The following is a 22,754-nucleotide window of genomic DNA, read 5'->3' on the forward strand; positions in this document are numbered from 1 at the left end:
GAGCGATGAGCGGTGAGCTACCGGGGTTCGATCCCGAGGTGCTGCGCACTGCGACAGCGGCTTTCGGTGATGCGGCGGACGGTCTGAGCCGTATGCGAGCCGACGAGGTCGTCGGCGATGCCGCCGCGTCGGTCGGGCAGTTGCTCACCGCCGAGTCATGTCGAAGGGCGCAGGAGGGTATCACCGCGGCGGTTACCGCGGCGGTCGAGAGCGTGCGGGAATACAGCGAAGGCCTGGATGACGCTGTGCGTGCCTATTCTCGTCAGGATCAAGCGGTCGCCGGCGACATCGCCAACGTCGACATCCCGAGCTGACGTCACGACAGGGGCACGCCGGAACTGTCCTTGAATGCTGCGGAAAACGCGTTGTTACCGTCTTCGAATCCCTTTGTGCCGATGTAATTCTGCAGATCGAGGTAGTACGTGCGCATGGCGGTGTCGGAGAACTTGTTCTCGACCGCGGCGGGTGACATCAGTCGGCCGTCCTCGACATACTTGCTGACGATCGCGGCGTTGGGATCTGCCGGCACGAGGATGGTCGCGACCCGCACCGCCATTTCGCTGGTTGCCCTACCACTGGATGGTGTCGGGATGTCGCTGTCCGCCAATGCGACCGCACCATACGCGGCGCCCAACAGTGAACCCGCTGCTCTGAGGGCGGCAACAGACTCATCGCTGTCCGGCGGGGCCGCGGCCGCGGCCTCCTCGTACTGCTCGGCGGCAGCGTGCGTCGCCGCGACGGCAGTGCGCCCGGCCTCGGGGTCGGCGACGAAGACCGACAACAGAGTTCGCAATGCCAACGGGTCGTCGGCCATCTGGGTGCGGAGGGAATCGAAGGCGCCCTGACGGCCGCCGACAAGCTGGCCGAGGTGGGGCGCCAGCGCGGTCGCGTAGTCGCGGATCAGCTGCGGATTGAGTTGTGCTGCGGGGACTTTCGTGAGACCGAGGAACCCGGAGTCCAGCGCCGACAACTCTCCGTGGTTGGAGATGAGGTACTCGACCATCGTTGCGGCGCCTTGGTTCGCCGCGCCGTCGTCCTCGCCGATCCAGGTGAAGCGCGCCCCGGCAGCCGCGCCGTCGTCATCCCATTCGTACGTGGTCACGTTGTTGAAGACGTCGTCGCCCCGGTCGCTGGTCAGCACGTTGAGCATCTCCGACGGAGAATCTGGTGGCAGCTCCGGAGTGGAAGTGCCGCAGGCAGACACGGTGACGACAGCTGCTGCGAGGACGCCGAGGAGCCTGATCATCCGCCTGGCTCGAATATGGGGAAGGTATGGGCGGTCTCGTCGTCGATGACATCGTATGTCTCGAGCAGTCGCTGGATCAGCAGCGTGTATGCCTGCGGGACACTGCGGAATGCTTCCGACAGATTGGGCGGGGGCGTCGTCACCCCGTCGTCGGAGATTTCCCAACCCTGGCCCCGCAAATCGCCGACCATGTCCAGCAGCGCGGTACGCGCCGAGTTGAGCTGCCCTCCGCCGGAGGCCAGAACGCCTTGTAGGGCGTGCAGCTTGTCACGCAGCGCTTCCTGAACGGCGAGGTTCTGTTCTCCGCGGGCGATCGCCGCGTCGGCCGCTCCGCCTGTCCAACCGTCACGCAGTTCGGCGATCGATTCGCGCTGCGTCGTGATCAGGTGGTCGAGCTGTGAGGCCATGGCGCCCACGTCGGCGGCCGCCGATACCAGACGCGCCGGCTGTGACGCCTCGACGGCTGAGATGGAAGTGGCCACGAACTGATTATCCCCGGTAAGCAGATGCACTATTTGCAGTTCTTGGAATGCGGCGGCAAACGGTGCAAAGAAGGGCCGGGGCAGACGGGCATGGTGCCGGCGCTAGACGGGGCAATTCTCGCCAAGAGTCACCAGCTCTTCGTGGAACTGCCCGGCGATGCGTGAGTAATCCTTGATGTATTGCGGAGGGGCAGAATTGTAATGAGCGCCCACCTCGTCGTCTTCGAGATACGTCTCAACCATCGGCACTGACTCTTCGGCCAGGTTCGCGACGGTGTGTGCGCGCTCGGCAAGCGCTGGATCTCGGACTTTTTCGGCGAGCTGGCGCAGTTGCAGGGCCCAACTCTGGTACTCGCCGACATCCGGTTGCACGCCAGTCGCCACAGCAGAATCAATGTGCTCATTGAACTCGTTGTTGTGAGCAATCATCGCCCGTACGGTGTCGCAATCAGAAGTGCTATTCGAGACGACGAGGGTAACGCCGGCGGCGAGAGTGACCGTCAGCGCGATGCCTACCCCGATGCGTAGTCGGTTGCGCGTCATCGAGGTCTCGTCATGGTCGGCGGTGCCGGAGGTAGACCGCTCATACCACCGAGCGGAACACCGCCCTGATATGTGAACTGTCCACCGCAACCGTCGGGCAGGTAGTAAGTGATGCCGGCATTCTTTGCCGACAACGTCGCTATCTCATTCGGCCCGATGGGTTTCCACTCGTGGTCGATGCGCGGGGGTAACGTCAGCCCGCCTATATCGCCGTCTCTGCCCTTCACGGAAACATCTCCGCTCAAGGTCATTTGGGTGTTGCGCTGGTATTCGTAGATGTGCTGAACCCAGCGTTCTTGCTGCTCCCGGCCGTTCTCGTGAACCATTCGCGTGTACGTCGTCGCCTCCACACCGACGATCCGAAATCGGTACTGCTCTTGAAACTGCGCATACGGGGCGTCGGCAGCCCAGTTCCTTCCGGGCGTGTACCACCCTGTGGTCCCACCGATCTTCAACGGCGTTCCTTCCGGGAACGCGCGGTACTGGCGTGTCAGCGGCGGAGGTGTCGATCCGGTGTAGGGCGGAGCGATCACGGGTTCCCAGTGCCCGAAGCGATGGTCGCCAATGAACGGATTCGCGGGATCGACCGGCGGCGTAGGGACGAAGGGTTCGTCGGGAATGTCGGACTTGAAATCGACGCCGTGGAATGTGGAAAGGTTTTCAGCGCTCGGTGTTCCGCCGAGTTGCTGATTGTCGAGTGCGCGGTATTCGTCGCTGAGTCCACGAAGGATATCGGCGATGGATTGGGACTCGGCGCGGGACTGCTCCACGATCTCTCGCAGTTGCTCGAGTCCCCGGTGAGCGATGGCCAGCTGCATTCTCTGCCCGGTAGGACCAGCGGGCACGGCAGCGGCCGCGTCGACAAACCAGTTCCGCAGTTCGGATAGATCGCGCCGTCCGGCGACGACAACTTCTGCGGATTGGTCGATCTGAAAGGCGAGGCGCTGGTCAAGCTCTGCGAACAAATGGAGGGCCTGCCGCTGCTGAGAATTGGCCGCGGCGTAGTCGGCGGCCGCAGAGCCTGACCACTGCGTCCCCGGGACAGCCGATTCGAGGCTTGACTCGAGCGTGAGAAGTGTTCTGCTGTCGTCCACTTGCGTGCCACTCGTCGGCGTGCCGTCGCCGAATGTCTGCCGCGCGCGGGACCACGTCGAAAGGAAGGCGTCAATGACTGTCATGTCAGACGGTCGCTTCGGTTGCGATGGCGTCGGACATCAGCACGCTCAGGTGTTGCCAGTAGATCCAGTCGGCAATTGCGGCGCGCTGGTCCGCCGGGTCGACGGCGGTGTGGGCGCGATACAGCGCCAGGTTCTGTGCATGCTCGGCGTAGGTCACGAATGCCTCCATCTGTACGACGGCGCGGTCGGGCGCATTGCTCAGGAGCGGACGGAAGACCTCGAACCACAGTTGCGCCCGGTTGTCCTCGGGTGCATTGGCATCGGCCTGAGGCGGCGGCAGGAGATCGGACAGTCCGGTGCTGCTGACCGCGGCGAGTTTGACCGCGGCGTCGGGGGCGATCACCTGGAGACGGTGCCGGCCTGCCATGGTTCCGTTCTCGGGGATGTCGTCGGGGCGCAGAACGATCTTGGGTGCTCCAGGGTCGAATCCTTTGAACTGGTCCTCGGTGGCGATGACGGCACGAAGGTCGGTGTTGTGGTGTTGGGCCCAACCATGAAGGGCGAGAATCGGATACGTCGTCCAGGTGCCACGGACTGTCGCGGGTATGTTCTCGTCGGCGGTGGCCAAGGTGACCTGTTCGGGCAGGTTCACACCGTCGGGGATGTAGCCGAGGCCGTAGTTGTTGGCGAGGACGATGGAGCCGTCCTTGGCGAGGCCGGTGAGCCAGACGAAGCCGACGTCGGTGATGCCGACGTTGAGGGCGGCGGCGATGCGTTGGGCGAACACGACGGGATCGTTGCCGGCCGAACGACGGCGCAGGGCTCCGGCGGTGGCCGCTGCTGCGGCGGCCTCGCGATGGGCGCGGGCAGCCGAAACCGGCACGGGCGCAGGGGCTCCCACAGTGCTGGCACCTGCGGCCGCGGCGGCGGGCGGGACGGCCGGCGCGACGGGGCCGGCGGGTGCGACGGGTGCGGCGGGTGGTGGTGTCGCCGGTTGACCGAGGGGCATGGGCGGTGCGGCCGGAGCGCCAGGGCCCGGGGCAGGCGCGACGGGCGCTGCAGTCCCGCCGGTCGGGCCCGATGCGGCTGGTGGCGGGGTGGCTGCCGTGGGTGCGTCGGGAAGGACAGGGGGAGCGAGAGGCTGCGGTGTCGGCGCTGGGCCCATCGGTACGGGTGGTTGTGTCGGCTGGATGGGTGGCATTTGGGCCGCGGCGCGGGCCGCCGATTCGGCCATGGCGCGGTTGAATTCGGTCAGCTGCTGTGCAGGAGTCGTAGGTGCGGCGCTGGCAGCCGGGGCGCTGGGTGTGGATGTCGCGGGGGCAGAGGGGCTCGACGGGCTCGACACCGGACTGGATGGCGACCCGAGGCTGGGCGCCGACGGCGTACTGGGAGCGCTTGAGGCGCCAGGCATTCCAGGAAGACCCGGCATGCCGGGAGCGGGTCCTGCTGCGGGCGGGGGTGATGCGGTGGGAGGCACGGGCGGAGGAGGTGGGGCTACTTGCCCCGTGGGGTCGGACACGTCAACAGGCTTAGGGGAAACTCCGCCGGGGACTGAAGCCTGCGAATCGGCTGCGGTTGCCTGGTCTCCGGGACCACCGGCGGAGTCGCCCTTTTCAGGTGGTGCGACGGCTGGCGGGGCTTCCGGCGGAAGGGCGGGCGCCGGCGCGGCAGGTGGGCCGACAGACCCTGGAGGGCCGACGGCCAAGGGGGGCTCATCGCCAGCACCCTGCCTAGGTCCGAACGTGAGCAGCCGCGTGTCGTCATTGGCGGTGGTTAGTGATTCCGGAAGGGGCTCACCGGTGAGCTTAAACCGCTCATCGTCAATAGCGGCAATGTTGTCGGCGCGAGTGTCAGCGATCGTTGAACGGATATCGTTCAGCTTCGAGTCGGCGGTCGCATCGGGATCATTCTGGATACCAATGATCGTTTGATTGGCTTTGTTGACGTTATCGATGATCTCGTTCTTCGCACTTATGACTGAATCGCGACTGTTGCGAAACAGTTGTGCGGACGCCGACAGCCGTCCCTTTAGGGTTTCGAGTTCTACAATCCGCTGATCAAGCCTCGTGGAAGCCGCGCCAGCAGCTCCGCCGGACCAGATACCGCCACCTTCAAACAGTTCAGACCGCTCGGTCTTGGCAGCATCCCACTGGATTTCAACAGATTTCGACGCGGCTTCGAATGCTCTTGCACAGTCATCGAGCACAGTTTCGTCGACTTCGGGCCAAGCTGGCGGGTCTGTCAAGCCGTGCGGATCGGGGGGTCGAGGAATCCCCATCGCTACGCTCCAGCTGCCTTGCAAGCCTCGTAAATTGTCGAGGTTGTTCGGTGAGCAGTTGAGTCGAGCCATCCATCGGCGGACGTATACGTCGGCAGTGCAGCTGCGTACGCACGTCGATACTGCGAGGAGAACACCGCTAGGTCTTGAATCACCGGGTTGTCACTGCTGCGGCCGAGCTCGTCTATGTCGTCCGCGTACTTTTTCATCAGTGGAATCGTCTCATCGATAACGGCGCGTTGCTCGACCGTCCAGTTACTCGCTGGAATGGCCGAATCGATTGCTTGCCAAGGACGCATCTCGTCGACATACCGTTCAAGCAATTGGGTCCATTCCGCACAGGTCGGATCTCCCTGTGCGAGGAATCGACTCGGATCCGATGGGTCTGAAAGGGGCTCGACCTCAGCTGGTGGTGGAGGTGCGTCCACAAGCGGCGCTCGAGCTTGCGCTGATTTGTAGGTAATTGCTGCACACACGTATGTGATGACGCTTCCTGCAGAGTTCATCACTCCGGCTAGATGATTGTCTTCAGGTGTATAGGTCGGAATCGCCGCGCTGTATGCACGTGCATATGCGATGTACGCCTCATAAAGTTCACGCATCACTCGATGTGGGGTCAGTTTCGCAAGTTGCACTGACTGGTCAGCTACGTTGCGGGCCGCAACGCGTACCTCCTGGTATTGCTCGCGTAGGGCAGGCGTCCAGTCGGGTTCAGCAATGGCAGGGTCGCGATCGGCCCAACCTTTCTGCTGTATGTCGACGAACGTCTGGCTGATCGGCGTCCACGCCGCGCAACTCGGATCTTCGGTGATGATGTTCGCGGGGCCTTTATCGTTGGCGCTAGCCAAGCCAAAGGTTTCACCCGTCGGCGATGGGCCAGTGCCTCCATCATCCTTCGTGACCGAAATCGTCACTGCGGCAGTCACTCCGATGACAACCAGCAACGCAACCGCGCCGAGGCCCCACTTCCAGCCATTGCCGCGCTTCTTCGACGGCGGCCCCGCGCCCCAGGGCTGCTGCTGCGGCCACGGCTGCTGCGGACCCGGATAGCCTTGTGGCGGATAGGGATCCCCAGGCGGCGGACCGCCAGGCGGAGGCGGGGGTGGCGGCGCCCCGGGAGGCGGGAAACTCACAGCGCGCTCTCCGGGCCGGACTCGGCAGGACGTGTGGGAGCGGGCTTCGGCGCAGGCGGCGCCTCCGGAGCCGACGGCACCTGCGGACCCGCATCGGGCACCCGCTCGCCAGCCGAATTACCCGGCGTCGCTTCGGGTTCTGCCTCAACCCTGTCCTCGGCCCGCTCCTCGCGCGCCTCCTCCGGCGTCACCGTCTCGTCCTCGGGAACCATCTCGTCACCCTCGCCAGATTGCGCCATCTGAGTCGCCTGCTGCACAGCGGTCTGAACGCCTTGCATCATCGCCTGTGGGATCGCCGCGGCCATGCCCGCCAACTGCATCGGGATCTGCGCGGCCTGCTGAGCCAGCTGCATCGGCATCTGCATCAGCTGGCCCATCTGATCGGACTGTGCTGCGCCCGCTGCCGGGGCGCCCGCTGTGCCTGAACCAGCCGACGGCGGCGCAGCCGAGGCGCCGCCGGGCGCTGCACTACCGCCGCCAGCCGCCTCGTCGAGGATCCCCAACTGCTTCAGGATCTCCTCAGCGATGCGCCGATCGGCAGCGTCATAGCTATCCGCGGCCTCCATGACGTTCTGGGCATAGCGGGTGAGCTCGTCTTTGGCGATCGGCATCTGAGCAAGCACCGGATCGACCACCTCGGATACTCGGCCCGCGATCGCCGTCGAGAGGGCATCGGCTCCCGCGGGGCTGAATGAGGCGGGCGGCTCCGGAAGTAATCCCGCGATGGTTTCCAACTTGCCGCCGGACTGACGGACCAGCGCGGTATCGACCCGCAAATCCTCAGTCACGCTAACTCCCCATGGCAATCGGCTCGGCGCTGAGTGCTTGGCAAGCCCCCTCAGCCATCACGACGAAAATGCTACCGGAACTGCGATATCGCCATATGCACCAATTTGACCGACCCGACGTCGGCGAATAGGCGTAGCGGCACCACCATCTACCAGCGACGTCGCCGGCAGAGAGGGCTTCCGCCGACTTCGCAAAAGGAAACGACCGTGACTGCCAAAACAAGCAGCCCGATATCGCCGAGCAAATGTGCAGCCGCCCACTGAGTGTGGGGTTTTGTCACGCGAACGGCGCCCACAACGCGCGGGTAACCCACGTTCGGCGGAGACAGCCGATAAAGAATCGCTAGCCGCCGAGTGCGGCGATCAGATCCTTGATCCGCGAGGTCTCTTCCTCGGTCGCGGGCTCCTCCACCTCGACGGCCTCGATCAGGTCCCTCCGCAGACCCACCCCGTTGGCCGCTTCCTTGGTGGACAGCTTCGCCCGCCCGCGCGCCACATAGAGCCGCTGACCCAGCGTTGCGCTGGGCCCGTTGGCGGCCGCTTCCATCAGATCGTCGTAGCGCCTGCGCACTGCGCTCAGCGCGACGACCACCGACGGCGTCGCGCGACTACGCCCGGCCGCGTCGGTCAGCGAGCCGATGAGCTTGCGCAGCCCCACCAGAATCACCCCGGCGCGATCCGCGAACTCCGGATCTTGAGCGTCCGGCAGTGCGTCGATCGCCACGTCGTACATGTGCATCGCCGCGTCGGACATGCCGACAATTACTGGAGCTTCGCCGTCATTGGGTGCTGAATCAGCCACAGCCACTCGCTTCTTCCACGGATCGAGACGGACGAAACCGTAGCCCGTCCGGACCGTCTGTACAACCGCTAGGAAACCAGCAAACAGCGGGCCGACGAACGCCCGATTCTGGGCGGTTCAATTCCGTCGGACATGGGTAGGTTTGAACCTTGTATGGACTTGATCAACCACGACCCAGCCGAAGGTAGCCACGTCGAGAACGGCGTGGTGGAACACCCGACCGCGGAAGACTTCGAACACGCCCGCGCGCTGCCCGAGGACCGCACCTGGTTCAAGCACGCCGTCTTCTACGAAGTCCTCGTCCGCGCCTTCCACGACTCCAACGCCGACGGCAGCGGTGACCTACGCGGTCTGACCGAACGACTTGACTACCTGAAATGGCTTGGCGTCGACTGCCTTTGGCTGCCGCCCTTCTACGACTCCCCGTTACGCGACGGCGGCTACGACATCCGCGACTTTTACAAGGTGCTGCCCGAGTTCGGCACCGTCGATGACTTCGTCGAGCTGCTCGACGCGGCGCACCGCCGCGGCATTCGCGTCATCACCGACCTGGTCATGAACCACACATCGGACTCGCACGAGTGGTTTCAGGAGTCCCGACGCAACCCCGACGGCCCCTACGGCGACTACTACGTCTGGAGCGACACCAGCGAGAAGTACCAGGACGCCCGCGTCATCTTCGTCGACACCGAGGAGTCCAACTGGACGTACGACCCGGTGCGACGCCAGTTCTACTGGCACCGCTTCTTCTCGCACCAGCCCGACCTGAACTACGACAACACGGCCGTGCAGGAAGCCATGATCGACGTCCTGCGCTTCTGGCTGGATCTCGGCATCGACGGCTTCCGCCTGGACGCCGTGCCTTACCTCTTCGAGCGTGAGGGCACCAACTGCGAGAACCTGCCCGAGACGCACGGCTTCCTGCGCCACTGTCGCAAGGTCATCGACGACGAGTTCCCCGGCCGCGTCCTGCTGGCCGAGGCCAACCAATGGCCGGCCGACGTGGTCGAGTACTTCGGCGACCCGCAAACCGGCGGCGACGAATGCCACATGGCATTCCACTTCCCGCTGATGCCAAGGATTTTCATGGCGGTGCGACGCGAGTCGCGCTTTCCGATCTCCGAGATCATGGCGCAGACGCCCGATATTCCGGAGATGGCGCAGTGGGGCATCTTCCTGCGTAACCACGACGAGTTGACGCTCGAGATGGTCACCGACGAAGAACGCGACTACATGTACTCCGAGTACGCCAAAGATCCGCGGATGAAGGCCAACGTCGGCATCCGGCGAAGGCTTGCGCCGCTACTCGAGAACGACCGCAACCAGATGCAGCTGTTCACCGCGCTGTTGCTGTCACTGCCCGGTTCGCCGGTGCTCTACTACGGCGACGAGATCGGGATGGGCGACATCATCTGGCTCGGCGACCGCGACGGCGTCCGCACGCCGATGCAGTGGACACCCGACCGCAACGCGGGGTTCTCCACGGCCAATCCGGGTCGGCTCTATCTACCGCCCAACCAGGACCCGATCTACGGCTACCAATCGGTGAATGTCGAAGCGCAGCGAGACAGTTCGACGTCGCTACTCAACTGGACCCGCACCATGCTGGCCGTGCGGCGGCGCCACGACGCATTCGCGATCGGCGCATTCCGCGAGCTTGGCGGCTCAAATCCGTCAGTGCTGACGTACGTTCGGGAGATGGAAGACGAGGAGCAGGGTGGCACGGTGCTGTGCGTCAACAACCTGTCGCGCTTCCCGCAGCCCATCGAGCTGAATCTTCAGCACTGGAACGGGTACACCCCCATTGAAATGACCGGGCACGTCGAGTTCCCGCGCATCGGCCAGCTGCCGTACCTGCTCACCCTGCCCGGCCATGGGTTCTATTGGTTCGCACTGCGCGAACCCGAACCGGAACCGGGAGTTACGCCGTGAACCTGCCCTTCGCCGAATGGCTGCCGCATCAGCGCTGGTACGCCGGCCGCAGCCGCGAACTCGCGTCCGCAGAGCCCGCCGTCCGCGTCTCGCTGCGCGACGACCTGGAACTCGTGCTGCTCGACGTCTCGTACACCGACGGCAGCTCGGAGCGCTATCAGGTCATCGTGCAGTGGAACCACCAGCCCATCGAGGAGTTCGCGGATGCGGCCACCATCGGGACCGACGGCGACCGCACCGCGTATGACGCCCTCTACGACCCGGAGGCCGGGCAGTACCTGTTGTCGCTGATCGACGCGTCCGCGACCGTCGGTGAAGCGGACGCGGCGGTGCGCTTCGAGAAGGAGCCCGACGCCACGCTGCCGCTCGACATCGCGCCGCGACTGATGGGTGCCGAGCAAAGCAACACCAGCGTGGTGTTCGAGCAGGAAGCCGTCCTGAAGATCTTCCGGCGAATCACGCCCGGCACCAACCCGGATATCGAACTCAACCGGGTCCTGGCGCGAGCGGGCAACCCGCATGTGGCGCGGCTGCTGGGCTCTTTCGAGACGATGTGCGACGGCGAGCCTTGCGCGCTGGGCATGGTCACCGCGTTCGCGGCCAACTCCGCCGAGGGTTGGGATATGGCGCTGGCCAGCACCCGCGATCTGTTCGCCGAGGGAGACCTGTACGCCGACGAGGTCGGCGGTGACTTCGCCGGTGAGTCCTTCCGCCTCGGTGAAGCCGTCGCCGCGGTGCATGCGACGCTCGCCGAGAAGCTCGACACCGAATCGACTCTCTTTCCGGCCGACACCATGCTGGAGCGCCTAGCGGCGGTGGCCCGTGCGGTGCCGGAACTCCAGGAATACGTGGAGCTGATCGAGGAGCGCTACCGCAAGCTGACCGAGGAGGCGATCGTCGTGCAGCGCGTCCACGGCGACCTCCACCTCGGCCAGGTGCTGCGGACTCCGGAGAGCTGGTTGGTGATCGACTTCGAAGGCGAGCCGGGGCAACCGCTGGACGAGCGCCGGCGGCCCGATTCGCCGCTGCGCGACGTGGCCGGAATGCTGCGGTCGTACGAGTACGCCGCGTACCAGCGGCTGATGGACCATTCCAGCGATTCCCGGGACGACGACCTGGACCGACAGCTGGCCGCGCGGGCCCGCGAGTGGGTGGACCGCAACGCCGGCTCGTTCTGCGAGGGCTACGCCGAGGTGTCAGGCGCCGATCCCCGCGACACCGGACCGCTGCTGCTGGCCTATGAACTCGACAAGGCGGTGTACGAGGCGGGCTACGAAGCGCGGCACCGGCCGAGCTGGCTGCCGATCCCGCTGAAATCGATCGCCCGGCTCGTCGGATGACGAAAGATATTGCGCTGCTGCTGCCTGATATCTGACTATCGAGGGGAGTGCCACCATGGCGAAGTACTCACTCAACGACGACGCGGTGGCCAAGGCGCGGGAGCTGATCGACGCGCGCCAGTACGTGCTCGACAGCGACTGGGGCGACGTACAACCCCGCGCCGACGACCAGAACTCCTACCTCGAATCCCATTCCTGGGAGGACTACGCCCGGTGGCATCTCGGGCTGACCGAGGGCGCAACCGACGGCACCAAGGCGCGCCACGCGTTCGCCTACGGTGACCTGCGCAGGCTGCACCGCACGGGCTTGATCGCGTGCGTCTACCGGGCGTCCGAATGGCGACACAAGGACATCGAGATCGCCGCACACCAGCTATTGCAGTATCTGGACGCCAAGACCGGGCTGAAGCCCACCCGAACTATCGACGGAGCATGAGATTCCGAAGGCGAGCCTGCAACCGCGGCCGCCGCGAGGTACCGCCACCGTCCCGGCCCCAACTCCGGCCCCCCAACCGGCGGCGGACGAGAAATCTCTCTGCCTTCGCGGCGACCACGGTTGCTATAGTTCGGGACCGTACCATACGAATTAGTACGGTTCAGGACATTCCCGCGCAAATTGCCAACGCACCCTCCTGCTGTCAGAAGGCGGGTTCGCTGTTTGGCCGGGCGGCGCGTCGGGCAACATGGCAGTCATGGCACGCGACGTATCCGACGACAATCCACTCACGCCAGAAGAAGCGCTCGACTCGGACGAGGTGCGAAACGACGACGGCGACGAGGTGGTCGACCCGCCGGAGCGCTGGATCGAGGCCAAAGAGGACGAGACGCTGGACGAGCGTCTCGCCGACGAGGTGGCCGATGTCGGACCCGACGATATCGATCCGCGCGACGCCGACGACACCGAAAAGGAAACCGTGTCGATGTCCGACGATGAACTCGACCGCCTCGACCCCGAAGAGCACGGCATCGAACGCGGTCAGATCGACGGCACCCCCGAGGACGGCGAGTCGTTCTTCAACGTCGAGCGGTGACTACGTCCCGCTGACCGTCGCCGACCTCAGCACCAACACCGACCTGGCGTCGACGGTGACCTTCGCTCCTGCATCGTGGGTCTTCGGTTCCTCGCCATTGGTGGCCGCGGTGTCGATGACCGGCTCCCACGAGGCGCCGAATCGTTCTTCCGGCAGGACGAACTCGAGCGCCTCGTAATGCGCATTGAAGAACAGCACGAACGAGTCATCCGTCACCCGCTGACCCCGCGGATCGAGGTCGGGGATGCCCTGCCCGTTGAGGTACACCGCGATCGATTTGGCGAACCCGGAATCCCAGTCCTCGTCGCTCATCTCCGATCCGTCCGGTGCGAACCACGCGATGTCGGGTAATCCGTCGCCGCCGCGCTGGCGCACGGGACGGCCGGAGAAGAAGCGCCGGCGCCGGAACACGGGGTGCGCGGCGCGTATCGCCGAAACGCTGCGGGTGAACTCGATCAGCTCGGTATCGGCGTTCTCCCAGTCGATCCAGGACAGTTCGTTGTCCTGGCAGTAGACGTTGTTGTTGCCGTTCTGCGTGCGGCCGAGCTCATCGCCGTGCGCGATCATCGGAACGCCCTGCGACAGCAGCAGCGTCGTCAGGAAGTTGCGCTGCTGCCGCGACCGGAGCGCGTTGATCTCGGGATCGTCGGTCGGTCCCTCGACACCGCAGTTCCACGATCGGTTGTGACTCTCGCCGTCGTTGTTGTCCTCACCGTTGGCTTCGTTGTGTTTCTCGTTGTAGGACACCAGGTCCCGCAGCGTGAACCCGTCGTGGGCGATGACGAAGTTGATCGATGCCACCGGTCGACGAGCGGTGTCCTCGTACAGGTCGGCGGACCCGGTCAACCGGGAGGCGAATTCGTCGAGGGTGGCCGGCTCTCCGCGCCAGTAGTCGCGCACGGTGTCACGGTATTTGCCGTTCCATTCCGTCCACTGCGGCGGGAAATTGCCGACCTGGTATCCGCCGGGTCCGACGTCCCACGGCTCGGCGATCAGCTTGACCTGGCTGACGATCGGATCCTGTTGTACGAGTTCGAAGAACGTCGACAGTCGGTCCACGTCGTAGAACTCGCGGGCCAGTGTGGACGCCAGGTCGAAGCGGAACCCGTCGACGTGCATCTCGGTCACCCAGTACCGCAGCGAGTCCATAATCAGCTGCAGCGAGTGCGGATGGCCGACGTTGAGGCTGTTGCCCGTGCCGGTGTAGTCCATGTAGTAGCGCTTGTCGTCGTCGACGAGGCGGTAGTACGCGGCGTTGTCGATGCCCCGCATGGACAGCGTCGGCCCCATGTGGTTGCCCTCGGCGGTGTGGTTGTAGACGACGTCGAGGATCACCTCGATGCCCTCCTCGTGCAGGGCGCGCACCATCGCCTTGAACTCCTGCACCTGCCCCCCGGGGTTCGGGCTCGAGCTGTATTTCGGGTCAGGCGCTAAGAACCCGATGGTGTTGTAACCCCAGTAGTTGGACAGCCCCTTGTCGATCAGCGTGGAGTCGTTGGCGAAGTGATGTACGGGCATCAGCTCGATCGCGTTGACGCCCAATGCTTTCAGGTGATCGATGATCACCGGGTGCGCCACCGCGGCGTACGTCCCGCGAAGCTGTTCCGGGATGTCCGGATGGGTCTGCGTGAGTCCCTTGACATGCGCCTCGTAGATGACGGTGTCGGCATATTCGTGGCTGGGCGGGCGGTCTACGCCCCAGTCGAAGTACGGGTTGATGACGACGCACTTGGGCATACTGGCCGCCGAGTCGTCATCGTTACGGCTGTCTGGGTCGCCGAAGTTGTAGCTAAACAACGACTGATTCCAGTCGAACGCACCCTGGATGGCCTTGGCGTACGGATCCAGCAGCAGCTTGTTGGGATTACAGCGGTGGCCGGCGGCCGGGTCGTAGGGCCCGTGTACGCGGTAGCCGTAGCGCTGGCCGGGTTCGATGGTCGGGACGAAGCCGTGCCAGACGAAGCCGTCCACCTCGGGCAGCGTGATGCAGGCCGTCTGTTCTCCGTCAGTGTCGAACAGGCACAGTTCGACGCGCTCGGCGGCCTCGCTGAACAGCGCGAAGTTCGTGCCCGTGCCGTCGTAGGTCGCCCCGAGTGGATAGGCCTTACCCGGCCAGACCTCAAGAGGGGTGTTGACCTGCGGATTGGCGGGTTGACTCAAGTTGCAGCTCCAAAATCAGTACGGATACGAACGAAGGCGACGTTAGGGGATGCCCAATGCGAAAGCATTGCAACCAATGAGTCCGTCACACGAATACCGCACGTTGCTGCTGGCCGCTGACAGTGGTGTGGCAACTATCACGCTCAACCGCCCCGAGCGCCGCAATGCCGTCGGCGACGGAATGCGTGAGGAGCTCGCCGACGCCTACCGGACCTGCGACCGCGACGATGGGGTCCGCGCCATCGTGCTGACGGGCGCACCGCCGGCGTTCTGCGCGGGTGCCGACTTGGCCGCGGGCGAGGACACCTTCGCCGACCCGGGATCGGGATTCAGCGCGGCCGGTATCGACGTGCCCGCCTTCACGCTGTCCAAGCCGGTGATCGCGGCGGTGAACGGCCACGCGATCGGATTGGGTCTGACGCTGGCGTTGCAGTGCGACATGCGGTTGTTCGCCGCCGATGCGCGGTACGGCATCGTCCAGGTGCGGCGCGGGGTCGTCGGCGACGCCTACTCGCACTGGGTACTGCCGCGGCTCGTTGGGATCGCCAACGCCGCCGAAATCCTTTTGACCGGTGCGACATTCGACGGGCGCCGAGCTGTCGAACTCGGGCTGGGCAGCCGGGTGCTCGATGCAGATGACGTGCTGTCTGCCGCCCTGGAGGTAGCGCACGACATCGCGACGAACACCGCGCCGATGTCGGTGGCAGCCAGCAAGCGTCTGCTGTGGGATTCCTTCGACCTCGACCGTGCCGCCGTCGGTCGCCGCGAAACCGAGATCCACCTCGCGGTGATGGGTCACGACGACGCCAGGGAAGGTGTGCGAGCCCACCTGGAGAACCGGGCGCCCAGATGGACGGGACGCCCGGTCGATCCGTCTAGCTGATCTCGACCCCGGCGGCGCGCATGTCCTCGATGGCCTTGGTTGTCGACTCGGGCGCGACGCCCGCCGTCAGGTCCAGCAGCACGCGGGTGGCGAACCCCGCCTCCACGGCATCCGCGGCCGTCGCTCGCACGCAGTAGTCCGTCGCGATACCGACGATGTCGACCTCGTCGACACCGCGCTGCCGTAGCCAGTCGGCCAGCAGGGTGCCGTCGTCGTCGGCGCCCTCGAAGCCGCTGTATGCGGCGGCGTACTGACCCTTGCGGAAGACGGCCTCAACCCCCCCGGTATCCAGGTGGGGATGGAAGTCGGCGCCTGAGGTCGACACCACGCAGTGCCGCGGCCACGAGTGCGCGTAGTCCGGATTGTCGGAGAAGTGTTCACCGGGATCGATGTGAAAGTCCTTGGTCGCCACCACATGTGCGTAGCCGTGATCACCGGCCAGCAGCTCGCTGATGGCGCTGGCAACTTCGGCGCCGCGAGTTACCTCCAGCGAACCGCCTTCGCAGAAGTCGTTCTGAACGTCGGTGATGATCAGCGCCCGCATACCCAGAACCTACCCGCCGAACAACAGGTACAGCCCGGTGAAGGTGTAGCCCACCATCACCAGCATCATCGCGAGCTGACCGGTCAACTGGTGCGTCTTGGGCAGCAGGTGCAGCGCCCGGTCATGGGCGGCGATGACACCTGCCACGTGGCCGACGACGACGAAGCCCACCTTCAGCGTCGCCAGCAGCGAAGGATGAAGCGACAGAATGTAATTCACGTCTGCGTCCATACCTAGCAGCAGGTAGACGGTCTGCTGCCCCCGTTCGACGAGATAGGTCAGGTAGTGCGCGAACACGTACCCGACGACTATCGGGATGAGCGAATGCGCCATCTGCCCCGGCAGCAACCGGCGCTGCTCGCGATCGACCCCACCGGTCGCCCTGGCCGCCAGCCAGAACGTCGCCGCGACCACGCCGGCGAAGACGATCAGGGCCGCGGTGTTGATCAGTGTGGCGGCCGTCACGGACCCCGCCGTCTCGTCGATGAACGTGCGCCACTGCGGCCGTGCGGAGAAGCTGTCGAACGCCGTCGAGCCCAGCAGCACCGACAACACCGCGACAACGCCGGGCCTTATCGGCAGCGACGGCAGATGATCAAAAGGGTTGCCGATCGCGATGCGGCCGTCGCGGTTGCGTCGCAATGCGGACAACCGCGACACCACGATGCCGTACACCTCGAACGGGTCTGCGCGTGCGCACCACCGCGCGCCACATACGAAGGCTCCGGCGAGCGTGACGACGAGATAGATCAGTAACCAATTCCGTATCGCTGCAAGCGATCCCGGATCGGGACTGGCCAGTTCGAGCCACACGAACGCGAACAGGCCTAATGCGGCGGGCCAGTAGCCGAGTGCCGCCGGATAGTCACGCAGCGACTTTCCGCCGAACAACCGGTGCACCGTGCGTACCGGCGACAGCGCCCGCCACACCGGACCGAGCAGCACCGACACCGCCACCAGCCCGACCCACATCAACACGTAGAACACGCCGGGCAGGGGACTCTCGGCGTTCTGCGGACCGATGAACGCGACGAGCCCCACCCAAACCGCCAGGACCAGGCCGGCGATACCGACCACCCAACGGGTCGCCGGCGCGTCTACCGCCGCGGTCATCCACGCCGGCAGTTCGCGGCCGGGTTTCTCGGGATCGAATCGTGGCTTGCGCCATGCCAATGCGACGACGGCGAAGGTGAACGTCAGTGCCCACGCCGCGCCGATCAGCGCGTACGTGAAGGGGATCGGAAGGTCGGCGGACCCGCCCAGACCATGGGCGAGTACGGATACCGACCCGTCCGCGTTCACTGCACGGTGATGGTGGCGACGGTCTTCTTCAGGTCGTGCAGCTCGACGTCGACCTTTCCGGGTACGGCGACGGTGAACTGGAACGACTGACCGGGCTTGGCCTCGATCTTGTACGAGTGCTCGGGATTGGAGTGCACGTGCAGTTCATCGGCGGCGTCGCTGTCGACTTTGAAGATGATCGGTTCGTTCACCGAGGCCTTCAACTGGGCGTTCGTGGGGGTCACGTTCCCGCCCTGGATCTTGACGTCGACGACGAGGCGGTCGGGCGGCGCCTGTTGATCCTGCATGTCCGACGGGTTGACCGTCGTCGCCGACTGAGTGGCCTGACCATCGCCTTGGCCTTGTTCGCTTCCGCAGCCGGCTACGAGGAGGGCGGCGGCCAACGCAACAGCCGTTGCGAAACGCAGTTTCACGGTTTCCCTTCGGTATTCGGTGAGCCGGCCCCCTCGCCACCCTTCCGCCGATTGCGCACCGCGATGAACACCACCACCCCGGCCACCACGATGGCCGGAGCGAACGCCGGAACGGCGAGCCAGATGGGGTGGTCGGCCAGGTAGACGACGCTTGTTGCGTTCGATGCGACGGTCATGCCTGTGCGGTCGGTTCGAGCCTGGCTTCGGTGTCGTGCGGCTCACTGTTGTTGATCCGCCCGCCTCCCCAGGAGATGCCGGCGATCATCGCCAGCGTGCAGACCAGCACCACCAAACATCCGATCAACCATAAGGATTGAGGGATGTCCGGGCTGCGTTCGCGCTGAAGGATGGTGATCTCCCCGACGAACGGCCGTGTCATCGTCGCCTCGGCGGGCACTTCCTCGGCACCGATGCCGGGGTCGCCTGCCAGGTAGATCGGCACCGCGGCAAGGGTTTTGCCGTCGTGCACCCGCAGCAGTGTCTTCCAGGTACCCGATACCGGCATCGGCTCGGTGGACCGGAAGTGACCCGGGCCGACTTGCTCGAGATGGTCGATGAAGATGCCGCGCTGGTTGGCCAGTCCACCCTGCCAGCCCAGCACCGACACCCAGTTGGGGTCGTTGCTGATCAGGTTCGCCGGGGTGAGCCGCACGTCCGCGGTTGCGTAACGCTCACCGTCACTCGTGGGCACGTCGGTGAGAGTGATCGACGCCGCCGCACTTTCGGGGACGTCATAACGCAGCCCGTTGGCTGCTGCGCCGCCGATCGCCAGGACCGTGAGGGCGACAAGGCCGACACCGATGGCGCGACTGGGCAGCCGTTGGCCCGTCAGCACCATGCCGACCATCGCTCCGCATCCGCCGGTGAGGATCGCGACCGGAACGGCCATCATGAGCGCTTCCGGCCAAATGCTGGTCGGCCATGGCAGGTGGTAGACGGCGTCGATCCACAGCGACTCGAGCCAAAGCCCGATGGTTCCGATGCCGAGGCCGCTGACCAGACCGAACACGACAGGACGTTTCAGGAGCGGGGTCAGCGCCAACAACTCGACGACCAGCGCGGCCCCGATATAGAGGGGGAACCAGCTGACCGGCGCGTCGAGTACGGGCGCCACCAGTAGCGCGACGATGCCGCGCAGACCGATGGCGATGATCGCGGCGATGAGAGCAGCACCCTTACCCATGAAAATTCGGGCGGCCACCAGTGCCAGCGCGGCAGCGGCGGCGATGAGCATCGGCTCGAACACCTGCCGGAACTGCGGCACACCGAAGTCGAACTCGATCTGATAAACCGAGGCGCCGATCAGTACACCGGCGAAAGCCAGATACTGGATGAATCTGAGGCCGATGCCGTCCGGCGGCGTGTTATCGGTCCTGACCCTGCGCCCCTCGTATTCGAGGTACAGCGCGGCCAACGTGGAGAAACCTGCGCCGCCGATCATCATCAGGTGCGTAGGACCCCAAAGCGTGACGTCTTGGCCGAAGATTCGATGCCAGATGTCGTCGAGGGGGAAGCCCATGAGCGCGTACAGACCGCACCCGGCCATCACGATGCCGCCGACCGGCGCATACCAATCATCGGTGATCCGGACCGCCGCCGGGCCCGGTCGCTCGTCCGCTCCCCTGGGCAGCACCATCGCCGTGCACCCGGCGACGAAGATGCCGAACAATCCGATCAGGATGAAGTAGTGCGCCGGATTGGCCAGCGCACCGTCGTCCCGGCCATTGCCGATATGCAGGCTGACGTCCCAGATGAAGCCGAACAGCGCGCAAATGATCGATGCGATGAACAGCGCCATCGGCAACGCCACCCACGGCGGCCGCTTGAACCGGCGTCCCGACCAGTCGGCCAGGTTGGCCAGCCAGTCGATCTTGTGGTTGCGGTGCAGCCAGCCGATCCACAGCAGAATCGCCGCGACGATGCCGCCGGCGACCGTCAATCCGACGATTTCGCCGATCGCGGCCCCGCCGCCCTCGTCGCCCTGAGCAAGTAACTCCATCGCAAGTAACTTCATTGTCATCCCACCCTCATGAGTACCGCCCGAACTTACCCGTCGGTAATATTGCCAGAAGTACCCGATCTGAAACCAGGGGTATCACCTAACCGGCGACGCGGAATGTGTCCAGCGAGCTGTCGGCGGCGTCAGGGACGTTCATCCCGGCTTTCAGCCCATCACGCAGATAATCGATCACGGCGTCGTTGAGCCGTTCGCCCGGCACGACGGCCGGTATACCTGGCGGATACGGGGTGATCTGCTCGGCTGACACCCGGCCGGCGGCCTCCGAGGCCGGCACCTCCTCGACTTGTCCGAAGAAGGCGTCGCGCGGGGTGTCCACGGTCTCCAACTGGATCTCCGACGGTGACGGCAGTCGGATCGACGGCGGCCGCTCGAAGTCGTCGGCCGCCTTGCGCCATGTCCACAGCGCGTCGAGGAGTCGTTTGGCGCTGGCTTTGTCGTCGGCGAACGACATCGTGGCGAGGATGCGGCGATGGTCGCTCATACCTAGGTCGACGTGGCAATTCTTCCGCAGCCAGTCGGCCGCCTGGTAGCCGGACGTCCCGGTGGCCGAGACGTCGATCAGGATCTGCAGGCGATCGAGGTCGTGGGAAGCCTCGACCCCCAGCAATTCACTGTCGAGCACCTCGACGTCGGGGATCAGCTCGATGTCATCGCGCAGCCCGCGAACCAGCTCCAGTGCCGCCCCGAGCAGTTCGTGCCCGCGGTCGACCATCTGCCGCCGCCAGCCGTCGATCCCGGCGTAGATCATGGCGTTCGGGCTCGTCGTCATCAGGAGGTCGGCGCAGGCCGACAACCGATCCTGGTCGATCAGATCGCCCTGCAGATGGAACACCGATCCCTGCTCGAAGCCGGCGCCCATCTTGTGCACGCTGACGACACAGACGTCGGCGCCAGCGTCCATCGCCCATGTCGGCAGATTCTCGTGGAACGGCAGATGGGCTCCCCACGCCTCATCGACGATCAGCGGCTTACCGCGGTCGTGGCACACCTTGGCGATTCCCTCGAGATCGGTGCAGGTGCCGTAGGGGCTGGGGCTCACGACGAGTGCGCCCGCAGCGTCCGGGTGGCGATCCCACGCGTTCTCGAAGTCCTGGACCGACGGTGGATGGGAGAAGTGCCGGTCGGCGTCCCAGCGTGGGGTGACCCAATATGGCGTCACACCCGAGAAGACCAGACCGGCGACGATCGACTTGTGGCTGTCGCGTGGAACGAGCAAGCCACCATCTCCGCCGGCGACGGCCATCATGGCGGCCTTCACCGACAGTGAACTGCCACAGGTGGAGAACCACGCGACGTCTGCGCCTACCGCCTCGGCCATCAGATCTTCGGCGCGGCTGAGGTATTCGTTGCGCATGCGGCGGTCGTCGAGACCGCCGCTGACCAAGACGTCGTTGGCGAACGGCTCTCGCCCGAGCACAGCCAGCACGCGGTCGTCGACACCACGCCCCTGCCGGTGCCCGGGCGGCGTGTAGCCGTAGCGGTTCTTCTGCCGATAGTCGAGCAGGCCGTCGAGTACCGGCGCCTCGGACTGGTCCATCAGGGTGTGAGAACCACCTTCACCATGCCGTCCTCCTTCTTCTGGAACGTCTCGTACGCGTCGGGCGCCGCCGACAGCGGCAACCGGTGAGTGGCGAACTGCTCGACGCCGAGCGGGTCCTCGTCCGTGAGCAGCGGCATGATGTCCGGTATCCACCTCTTGACGTTCGCCTGACCCATCCGCAGCCGAATCTGCTTGTCGAACAGCGTCATCAGGTTGATTGGGTCCGCCGCGCCCCCGTACACGCCGGACAGTGAGATCGTCCCGCCGCGACGCACCAGATCGATCGCCATGTTGAACGCGGCGAGGCGGTCGACGCCGGCATGCTTCATCACGACGCGGCCGACCGGTGACGGCAGCAAGTTGCTGGCATTCTGTGCGGCGGTCGCGACCGGCGAACCGTGCGCCTCCATGCCGACGGCGTCGATCACCGCGTCCGCACCCCGGCCCGCGGTGTGGCTCTGCACCACTTCTTTGGCGTCGGCGCTGCGGAGGTCGACGACCTCGGAGCAGTACGGCCGGGCGCGGTCCAGTCGTTCGGTGACCAGATCGACGCCGATCACGGTGGCGTTCTTGCGGTGTGACGCGATCCGGCAGGCCATCGATCCGATGGGTCCGAGTCCCAGCACCACGAGCGTGCCGCCGTCGGGCACGTCGGCGTACTCCACACCCTGCCACGCGGTGGGCAGCACGTCGGAGAGATAGACATAGCGTTCATCGGGCCCGTCGTCGGGCACCTTGATATGGGTGTATTGCGCCTGCGGCACCCGCAGGTACTCGGCCTGGCCGCCGGCGACCTCGCCGTAGAGCTTGGAGAAGCCGAACAGCGCCGCGCCGGTGCCCTGGTCGCGGTTCTGCGTCGTCTCACACTGGCTCTGCAGACCGTGGTCACACATGAAGCAGCTGCCGCAGCTGATGTTGAACGGAATCACGACGCGGTCGCCGACGCTGAGGGTGTCGACTTCGCGGCCGACCTCCTCGACCACGCCCATCGCCTCGTGTCCAAGGATGTCGCCCGGGCTCATGAAGGCACCGAGCACTTCGTAAAGGTGCAGATCGGACCCGCAGATGTTGGTGCTCGTCACGCGAATGATCGCGTCGTTGGGTTCCTTCATCGTCGGGTCGGGCACATTGTCGACGGACACCTTCCGTCGTCCCTGCCACGTCACTGCTCGCATTGGAATCCTCCCTGCATCGATGGG

The 22,754-nt window shown here is 65.3% G+C and carries 23 protein-coding genes; 7 read left to right on the forward strand and 16 right to left on the reverse strand.

Features of this window, described 5'->3' with window-relative positions; genetic code table 11:
* Positions 1 to 5 precede the first annotated feature (5 nt).
* Positions 6 to 314 (forward strand): type VII secretion target, encoded by a 309-nt coding sequence (locus tag BST47_RS21380; RefSeq protein WP_083127662.1) that lies wholly within the window; start codon positions 6 to 8, stop codon positions 312 to 314.
* Positions 315 to 316: 2 nt separating this feature from the next.
* Here BST47_RS21380 and BST47_RS21385 read toward each other — a convergent pair whose 3' ends face one another.
* The 5 genes from BST47_RS21385 to BST47_RS21405 form a co-directional block, all read right to left on the reverse strand.
* A complete protein-coding gene (locus tag BST47_RS21385; RefSeq protein WP_083127663.1) occupies positions 317 to 1,246 on the reverse strand; it encodes a hypothetical protein in 930 nt (309 codons plus the stop codon).
* The gene (locus BST47_RS21390; RefSeq protein WP_133056233.1) at positions 1,243 to 1,728 is read right to left on the reverse strand and encodes a WXG100 family type VII secretion target; all 486 of its coding nucleotides are present in this window, start codon (positions 1,726 to 1,728) and stop codon (positions 1,243 to 1,245) included. The genes BST47_RS21385 and BST47_RS21390 overlap by 4 nt, the downstream gene beginning before the upstream one ends.
* 102 nt (positions 1,729 to 1,830) lie before the next feature.
* A complete protein-coding gene (locus BST47_RS21395) occupies positions 1,831 to 2,271 on the reverse strand; it encodes a hypothetical protein (RefSeq protein ID WP_083127665.1) in 441 nt (146 codons plus the stop codon).
* On the reverse strand, positions 2,268 to 3,449 hold the full coding sequence (locus BST47_RS21400; RefSeq protein WP_083127666.1) for an EspA/EspE family type VII secretion system effector: 1,182 nt from the start codon (positions 3,447 to 3,449) through the stop codon (positions 2,268 to 2,270). Before BST47_RS21400 ends, BST47_RS21395 begins: the two co-directional genes overlap by 4 nt.
* 1 nt (position 3,450) lies before the next feature.
* The gene (locus BST47_RS21405) at positions 3,451 to 4,398 is read right to left on the reverse strand and encodes an EspK C-terminal domain-containing protein (protein WP_234809806.1); all 948 of its coding nucleotides are present in this window, start codon (positions 4,396 to 4,398) and stop codon (positions 3,451 to 3,453) included.
* Between the two features lie 266 nt (positions 4,399 to 4,664).
* Here BST47_RS21405 and BST47_RS21410 point away from each other — a divergent pair, with 266 nt between their 5' ends.
* On the forward strand, positions 4,665 to 4,922 hold the full coding sequence (locus tag BST47_RS21410; protein ID WP_083127667.1) for a hypothetical protein: 258 nt from the start codon (positions 4,665 to 4,667) through the stop codon (positions 4,920 to 4,922).
* Positions 4,923 to 5,669: 747 nt separating this feature from the next.
* Here BST47_RS21410 and BST47_RS21415 read toward each other — a convergent pair.
* The 3 genes from BST47_RS21415 to BST47_RS21425 form a co-directional block, all read right to left on the reverse strand.
* Positions 5,670 to 6,581 (reverse strand): ESX-1 system-associated protein, encoded by a 912-nt coding sequence (locus BST47_RS21415; RefSeq protein ID WP_107529043.1) that lies wholly within the window; start codon positions 6,579 to 6,581, stop codon positions 5,670 to 5,672.
* Between the two features lie 215 nt (positions 6,582 to 6,796).
* Positions 6,797 to 7,588, reverse strand: a complete 792-nt coding sequence (locus BST47_RS21420; protein WP_083127669.1) for a type VII secretion target — start codon at positions 7,586 to 7,588, stop codon at positions 6,797 to 6,799.
* Between the two features lie 343 nt (positions 7,589 to 7,931).
* Complete coding sequence (locus BST47_RS21425) at positions 7,932 to 8,321, reverse strand: hypothetical protein (RefSeq protein WP_083127786.1); 390 nt, start codon at positions 8,319 to 8,321, stop codon at positions 7,932 to 7,934.
* A 222-nt stretch (positions 8,322 to 8,543) separates the two neighbouring features.
* Between BST47_RS21425 and treS the strand changes: the two genes are divergently transcribed.
* The 4 genes from treS to BST47_RS21445 all read left to right on the forward strand — a co-directional run bounded on the left by treS (position 8,544) and on the right by BST47_RS21445 (position 12,693).
* The gene (gene treS / locus BST47_RS21430) at positions 8,544 to 10,322 is read left to right on the forward strand and encodes a maltose alpha-D-glucosyltransferase (RefSeq protein WP_207568655.1); all 1,779 of its coding nucleotides are present in this window, start codon (positions 8,544 to 8,546) and stop codon (positions 10,320 to 10,322) included.
* A complete protein-coding gene (locus BST47_RS21435; RefSeq protein WP_083127671.1) occupies positions 10,319 to 11,662 on the forward strand; it encodes a maltokinase N-terminal cap-like domain-containing protein in 1,344 nt (447 codons plus the stop codon). The genes treS and BST47_RS21435 overlap by 4 nt, the downstream gene beginning before the upstream one ends.
* Positions 11,663 to 11,717: 55 nt before the next feature.
* A complete protein-coding gene (locus BST47_RS21440; protein ID WP_083127672.1) occupies positions 11,718 to 12,098 on the forward strand; it encodes a hypothetical protein in 381 nt (126 codons plus the stop codon).
* 247 nt (positions 12,099 to 12,345) lie between these two features.
* The gene (locus BST47_RS21445; protein ID WP_207568656.1) at positions 12,346 to 12,693 is read left to right on the forward strand and encodes a hypothetical protein; all 348 of its coding nucleotides are present in this window, start codon (positions 12,346 to 12,348) and stop codon (positions 12,691 to 12,693) included.
* Here BST47_RS21445 and glgX read toward each other — a convergent pair whose 3' ends face one another.
* A complete protein-coding gene (gene glgX / locus BST47_RS21450) occupies positions 12,694 to 14,853 on the reverse strand; it encodes a glycogen debranching protein GlgX (RefSeq protein WP_083127673.1) in 2,160 nt (719 codons plus the stop codon).
* Positions 14,854 to 14,902: 49 nt separating this feature from the next.
* Between glgX and BST47_RS21455 the strand changes: the two genes are divergently transcribed.
* Positions 14,903 to 15,736, forward strand: a complete 834-nt coding sequence (locus BST47_RS21455; protein ID WP_083127674.1) for an enoyl-CoA hydratase/isomerase family protein — start codon at positions 14,903 to 14,905, stop codon at positions 15,734 to 15,736.
* Here BST47_RS21455 and BST47_RS21460 read toward each other — a convergent pair.
* The 7 genes from BST47_RS21460 to BST47_RS21490 form a co-directional block, all read right to left on the reverse strand.
* The gene (locus tag BST47_RS21460) at positions 15,729 to 16,280 is read right to left on the reverse strand and encodes a nicotinamidase (RefSeq protein ID WP_083127675.1); all 552 of its coding nucleotides are present in this window, start codon (positions 16,278 to 16,280) and stop codon (positions 15,729 to 15,731) included. The genes BST47_RS21455 and BST47_RS21460 overlap by 8 nt on opposite strands.
* Positions 16,281 to 16,289: 9 nt before the next feature.
* Positions 16,290 to 17,582 carry a hypothetical protein gene (locus BST47_RS21465; protein ID WP_083127676.1) on the reverse strand — a complete coding sequence of 431 codons (1,293 nt, stop codon included), beginning with the start codon at positions 17,580 to 17,582 and terminating at the stop codon, positions 16,290 to 16,292.
* Positions 17,579 to 17,995, reverse strand: coding sequence for a hypothetical protein (locus tag BST47_RS21470; protein WP_083127677.1), 417 nt, complete (start codon positions 17,993 to 17,995; stop codon positions 17,579 to 17,581). Before BST47_RS21470 ends, BST47_RS21465 begins: the two co-directional genes overlap by 4 nt.
* The gene (locus BST47_RS21475) at positions 17,992 to 18,171 is read right to left on the reverse strand and encodes a hypothetical protein (RefSeq protein WP_083127678.1); all 180 of its coding nucleotides are present in this window, start codon (positions 18,169 to 18,171) and stop codon (positions 17,992 to 17,994) included. Before BST47_RS21475 ends, BST47_RS21470 begins: the two co-directional genes overlap by 4 nt.
* Positions 18,168 to 20,009 carry a hypothetical protein gene (locus tag BST47_RS21480; protein WP_420094052.1) on the reverse strand — a complete coding sequence of 614 codons (1,842 nt, stop codon included), beginning with the start codon at positions 20,007 to 20,009 and terminating at the stop codon, positions 18,168 to 18,170. Before BST47_RS21480 ends, BST47_RS21475 begins: the two co-directional genes overlap by 4 nt.
* 85 nt (positions 20,010 to 20,094) lie before the next feature.
* A complete protein-coding gene (locus BST47_RS21485; protein ID WP_083127680.1) occupies positions 20,095 to 21,552 on the reverse strand; it encodes an aminotransferase class I/II-fold pyridoxal phosphate-dependent enzyme in 1,458 nt (485 codons plus the stop codon).
* Entirely contained in the window at positions 21,552 to 22,730 is a 1,179-nt protein-coding gene (locus BST47_RS21490; RefSeq protein ID WP_083127681.1) for a zinc-dependent alcohol dehydrogenase, read from the reverse strand. Before BST47_RS21490 ends, BST47_RS21485 begins: the two co-directional genes overlap by 1 nt.
* Between the last annotated feature and the right edge of the window lie 24 nt (positions 22,731 to 22,754).

Source organism: Mycolicibacterium tusciae (genome assembly GCF_002086795.1).
GTDB classification, from domain to species: domain Bacteria; phylum Actinomycetota; class Actinomycetes; order Mycobacteriales; family Mycobacteriaceae; genus Mycobacterium; species Mycobacterium tusciae.

Coding starts and splice junctions, on each gene's coding strand:
- BST47_RS21485 (WP_083127680.1), bottom strand. CDS start 21,552: ATGGACCAGTCCGAGGCGCCGGTACTCGACGGCCTGCTCGACTATCGG.
- BST47_RS21405 (WP_234809806.1), bottom strand. CDS start 4,398: ATGCCCCTCGGTCAACCGGCGACACCACCACCCGCCGCACCCGTCGCA.
- BST47_RS21475 (WP_083127678.1), bottom strand. CDS start 18,171: ATGACCGTCGCATCGAACGCAACAAGCGTCGTCTACCTGGCCGACCAC.
- BST47_RS21425 (WP_083127786.1), bottom strand. CDS start 8,321: ATGTACGACGTGGCGATCGACGCACTGCCGGACGCTCAAGATCCGGAG.
- BST47_RS21490 (WP_083127681.1), bottom strand. CDS start 22,730: ATGCGAGCAGTGACGTGGCAGGGACGACGGAAGGTGTCCGTCGACAAT.
- BST47_RS21400 (WP_083127666.1), bottom strand. CDS start 3,449: ATGACAGTCATTGACGCCTTCCTTTCGACGTGGTCCCGCGCGCGGCAG.
- BST47_RS21455 (WP_083127674.1), top strand. CDS start 14,903: ATGCCCAATGCGAAAGCATTGCAACCAATGAGTCCGTCACACGAATAC.
- treS (WP_207568655.1), top strand. CDS start 8,544: ATGGACTTGATCAACCACGACCCAGCCGAAGGTAGCCACGTCGAGAAC.
- BST47_RS21480 (WP_420094052.1), bottom strand. CDS start 20,009: ATGAAGTTACTTGCGATGGAGTTACTTGCTCAGGGCGACGAGGGCGGC.
- BST47_RS21440 (WP_083127672.1), top strand. CDS start 11,718: ATGGCGAAGTACTCACTCAACGACGACGCGGTGGCCAAGGCGCGGGAG.
- BST47_RS21385 (WP_083127663.1), bottom strand. CDS start 1,246: ATGATCAGGCTCCTCGGCGTCCTCGCAGCAGCTGTCGTCACCGTGTCT.
- BST47_RS21395 (WP_083127665.1), bottom strand. CDS start 2,271: ATGACGCGCAACCGACTACGCATCGGGGTAGGCATCGCGCTGACGGTC.
- BST47_RS21380 (WP_083127662.1), top strand. CDS start 6: ATGAGCGGTGAGCTACCGGGGTTCGATCCCGAGGTGCTGCGCACTGCG.
- BST47_RS21445 (WP_207568656.1), top strand. CDS start 12,346: ATGGCAGTCATGGCACGCGACGTATCCGACGACAATCCACTCACGCCA.
- BST47_RS21460 (WP_083127675.1), bottom strand. CDS start 16,280: ATGCGGGCGCTGATCATCACCGACGTTCAGAACGACTTCTGCGAAGGC.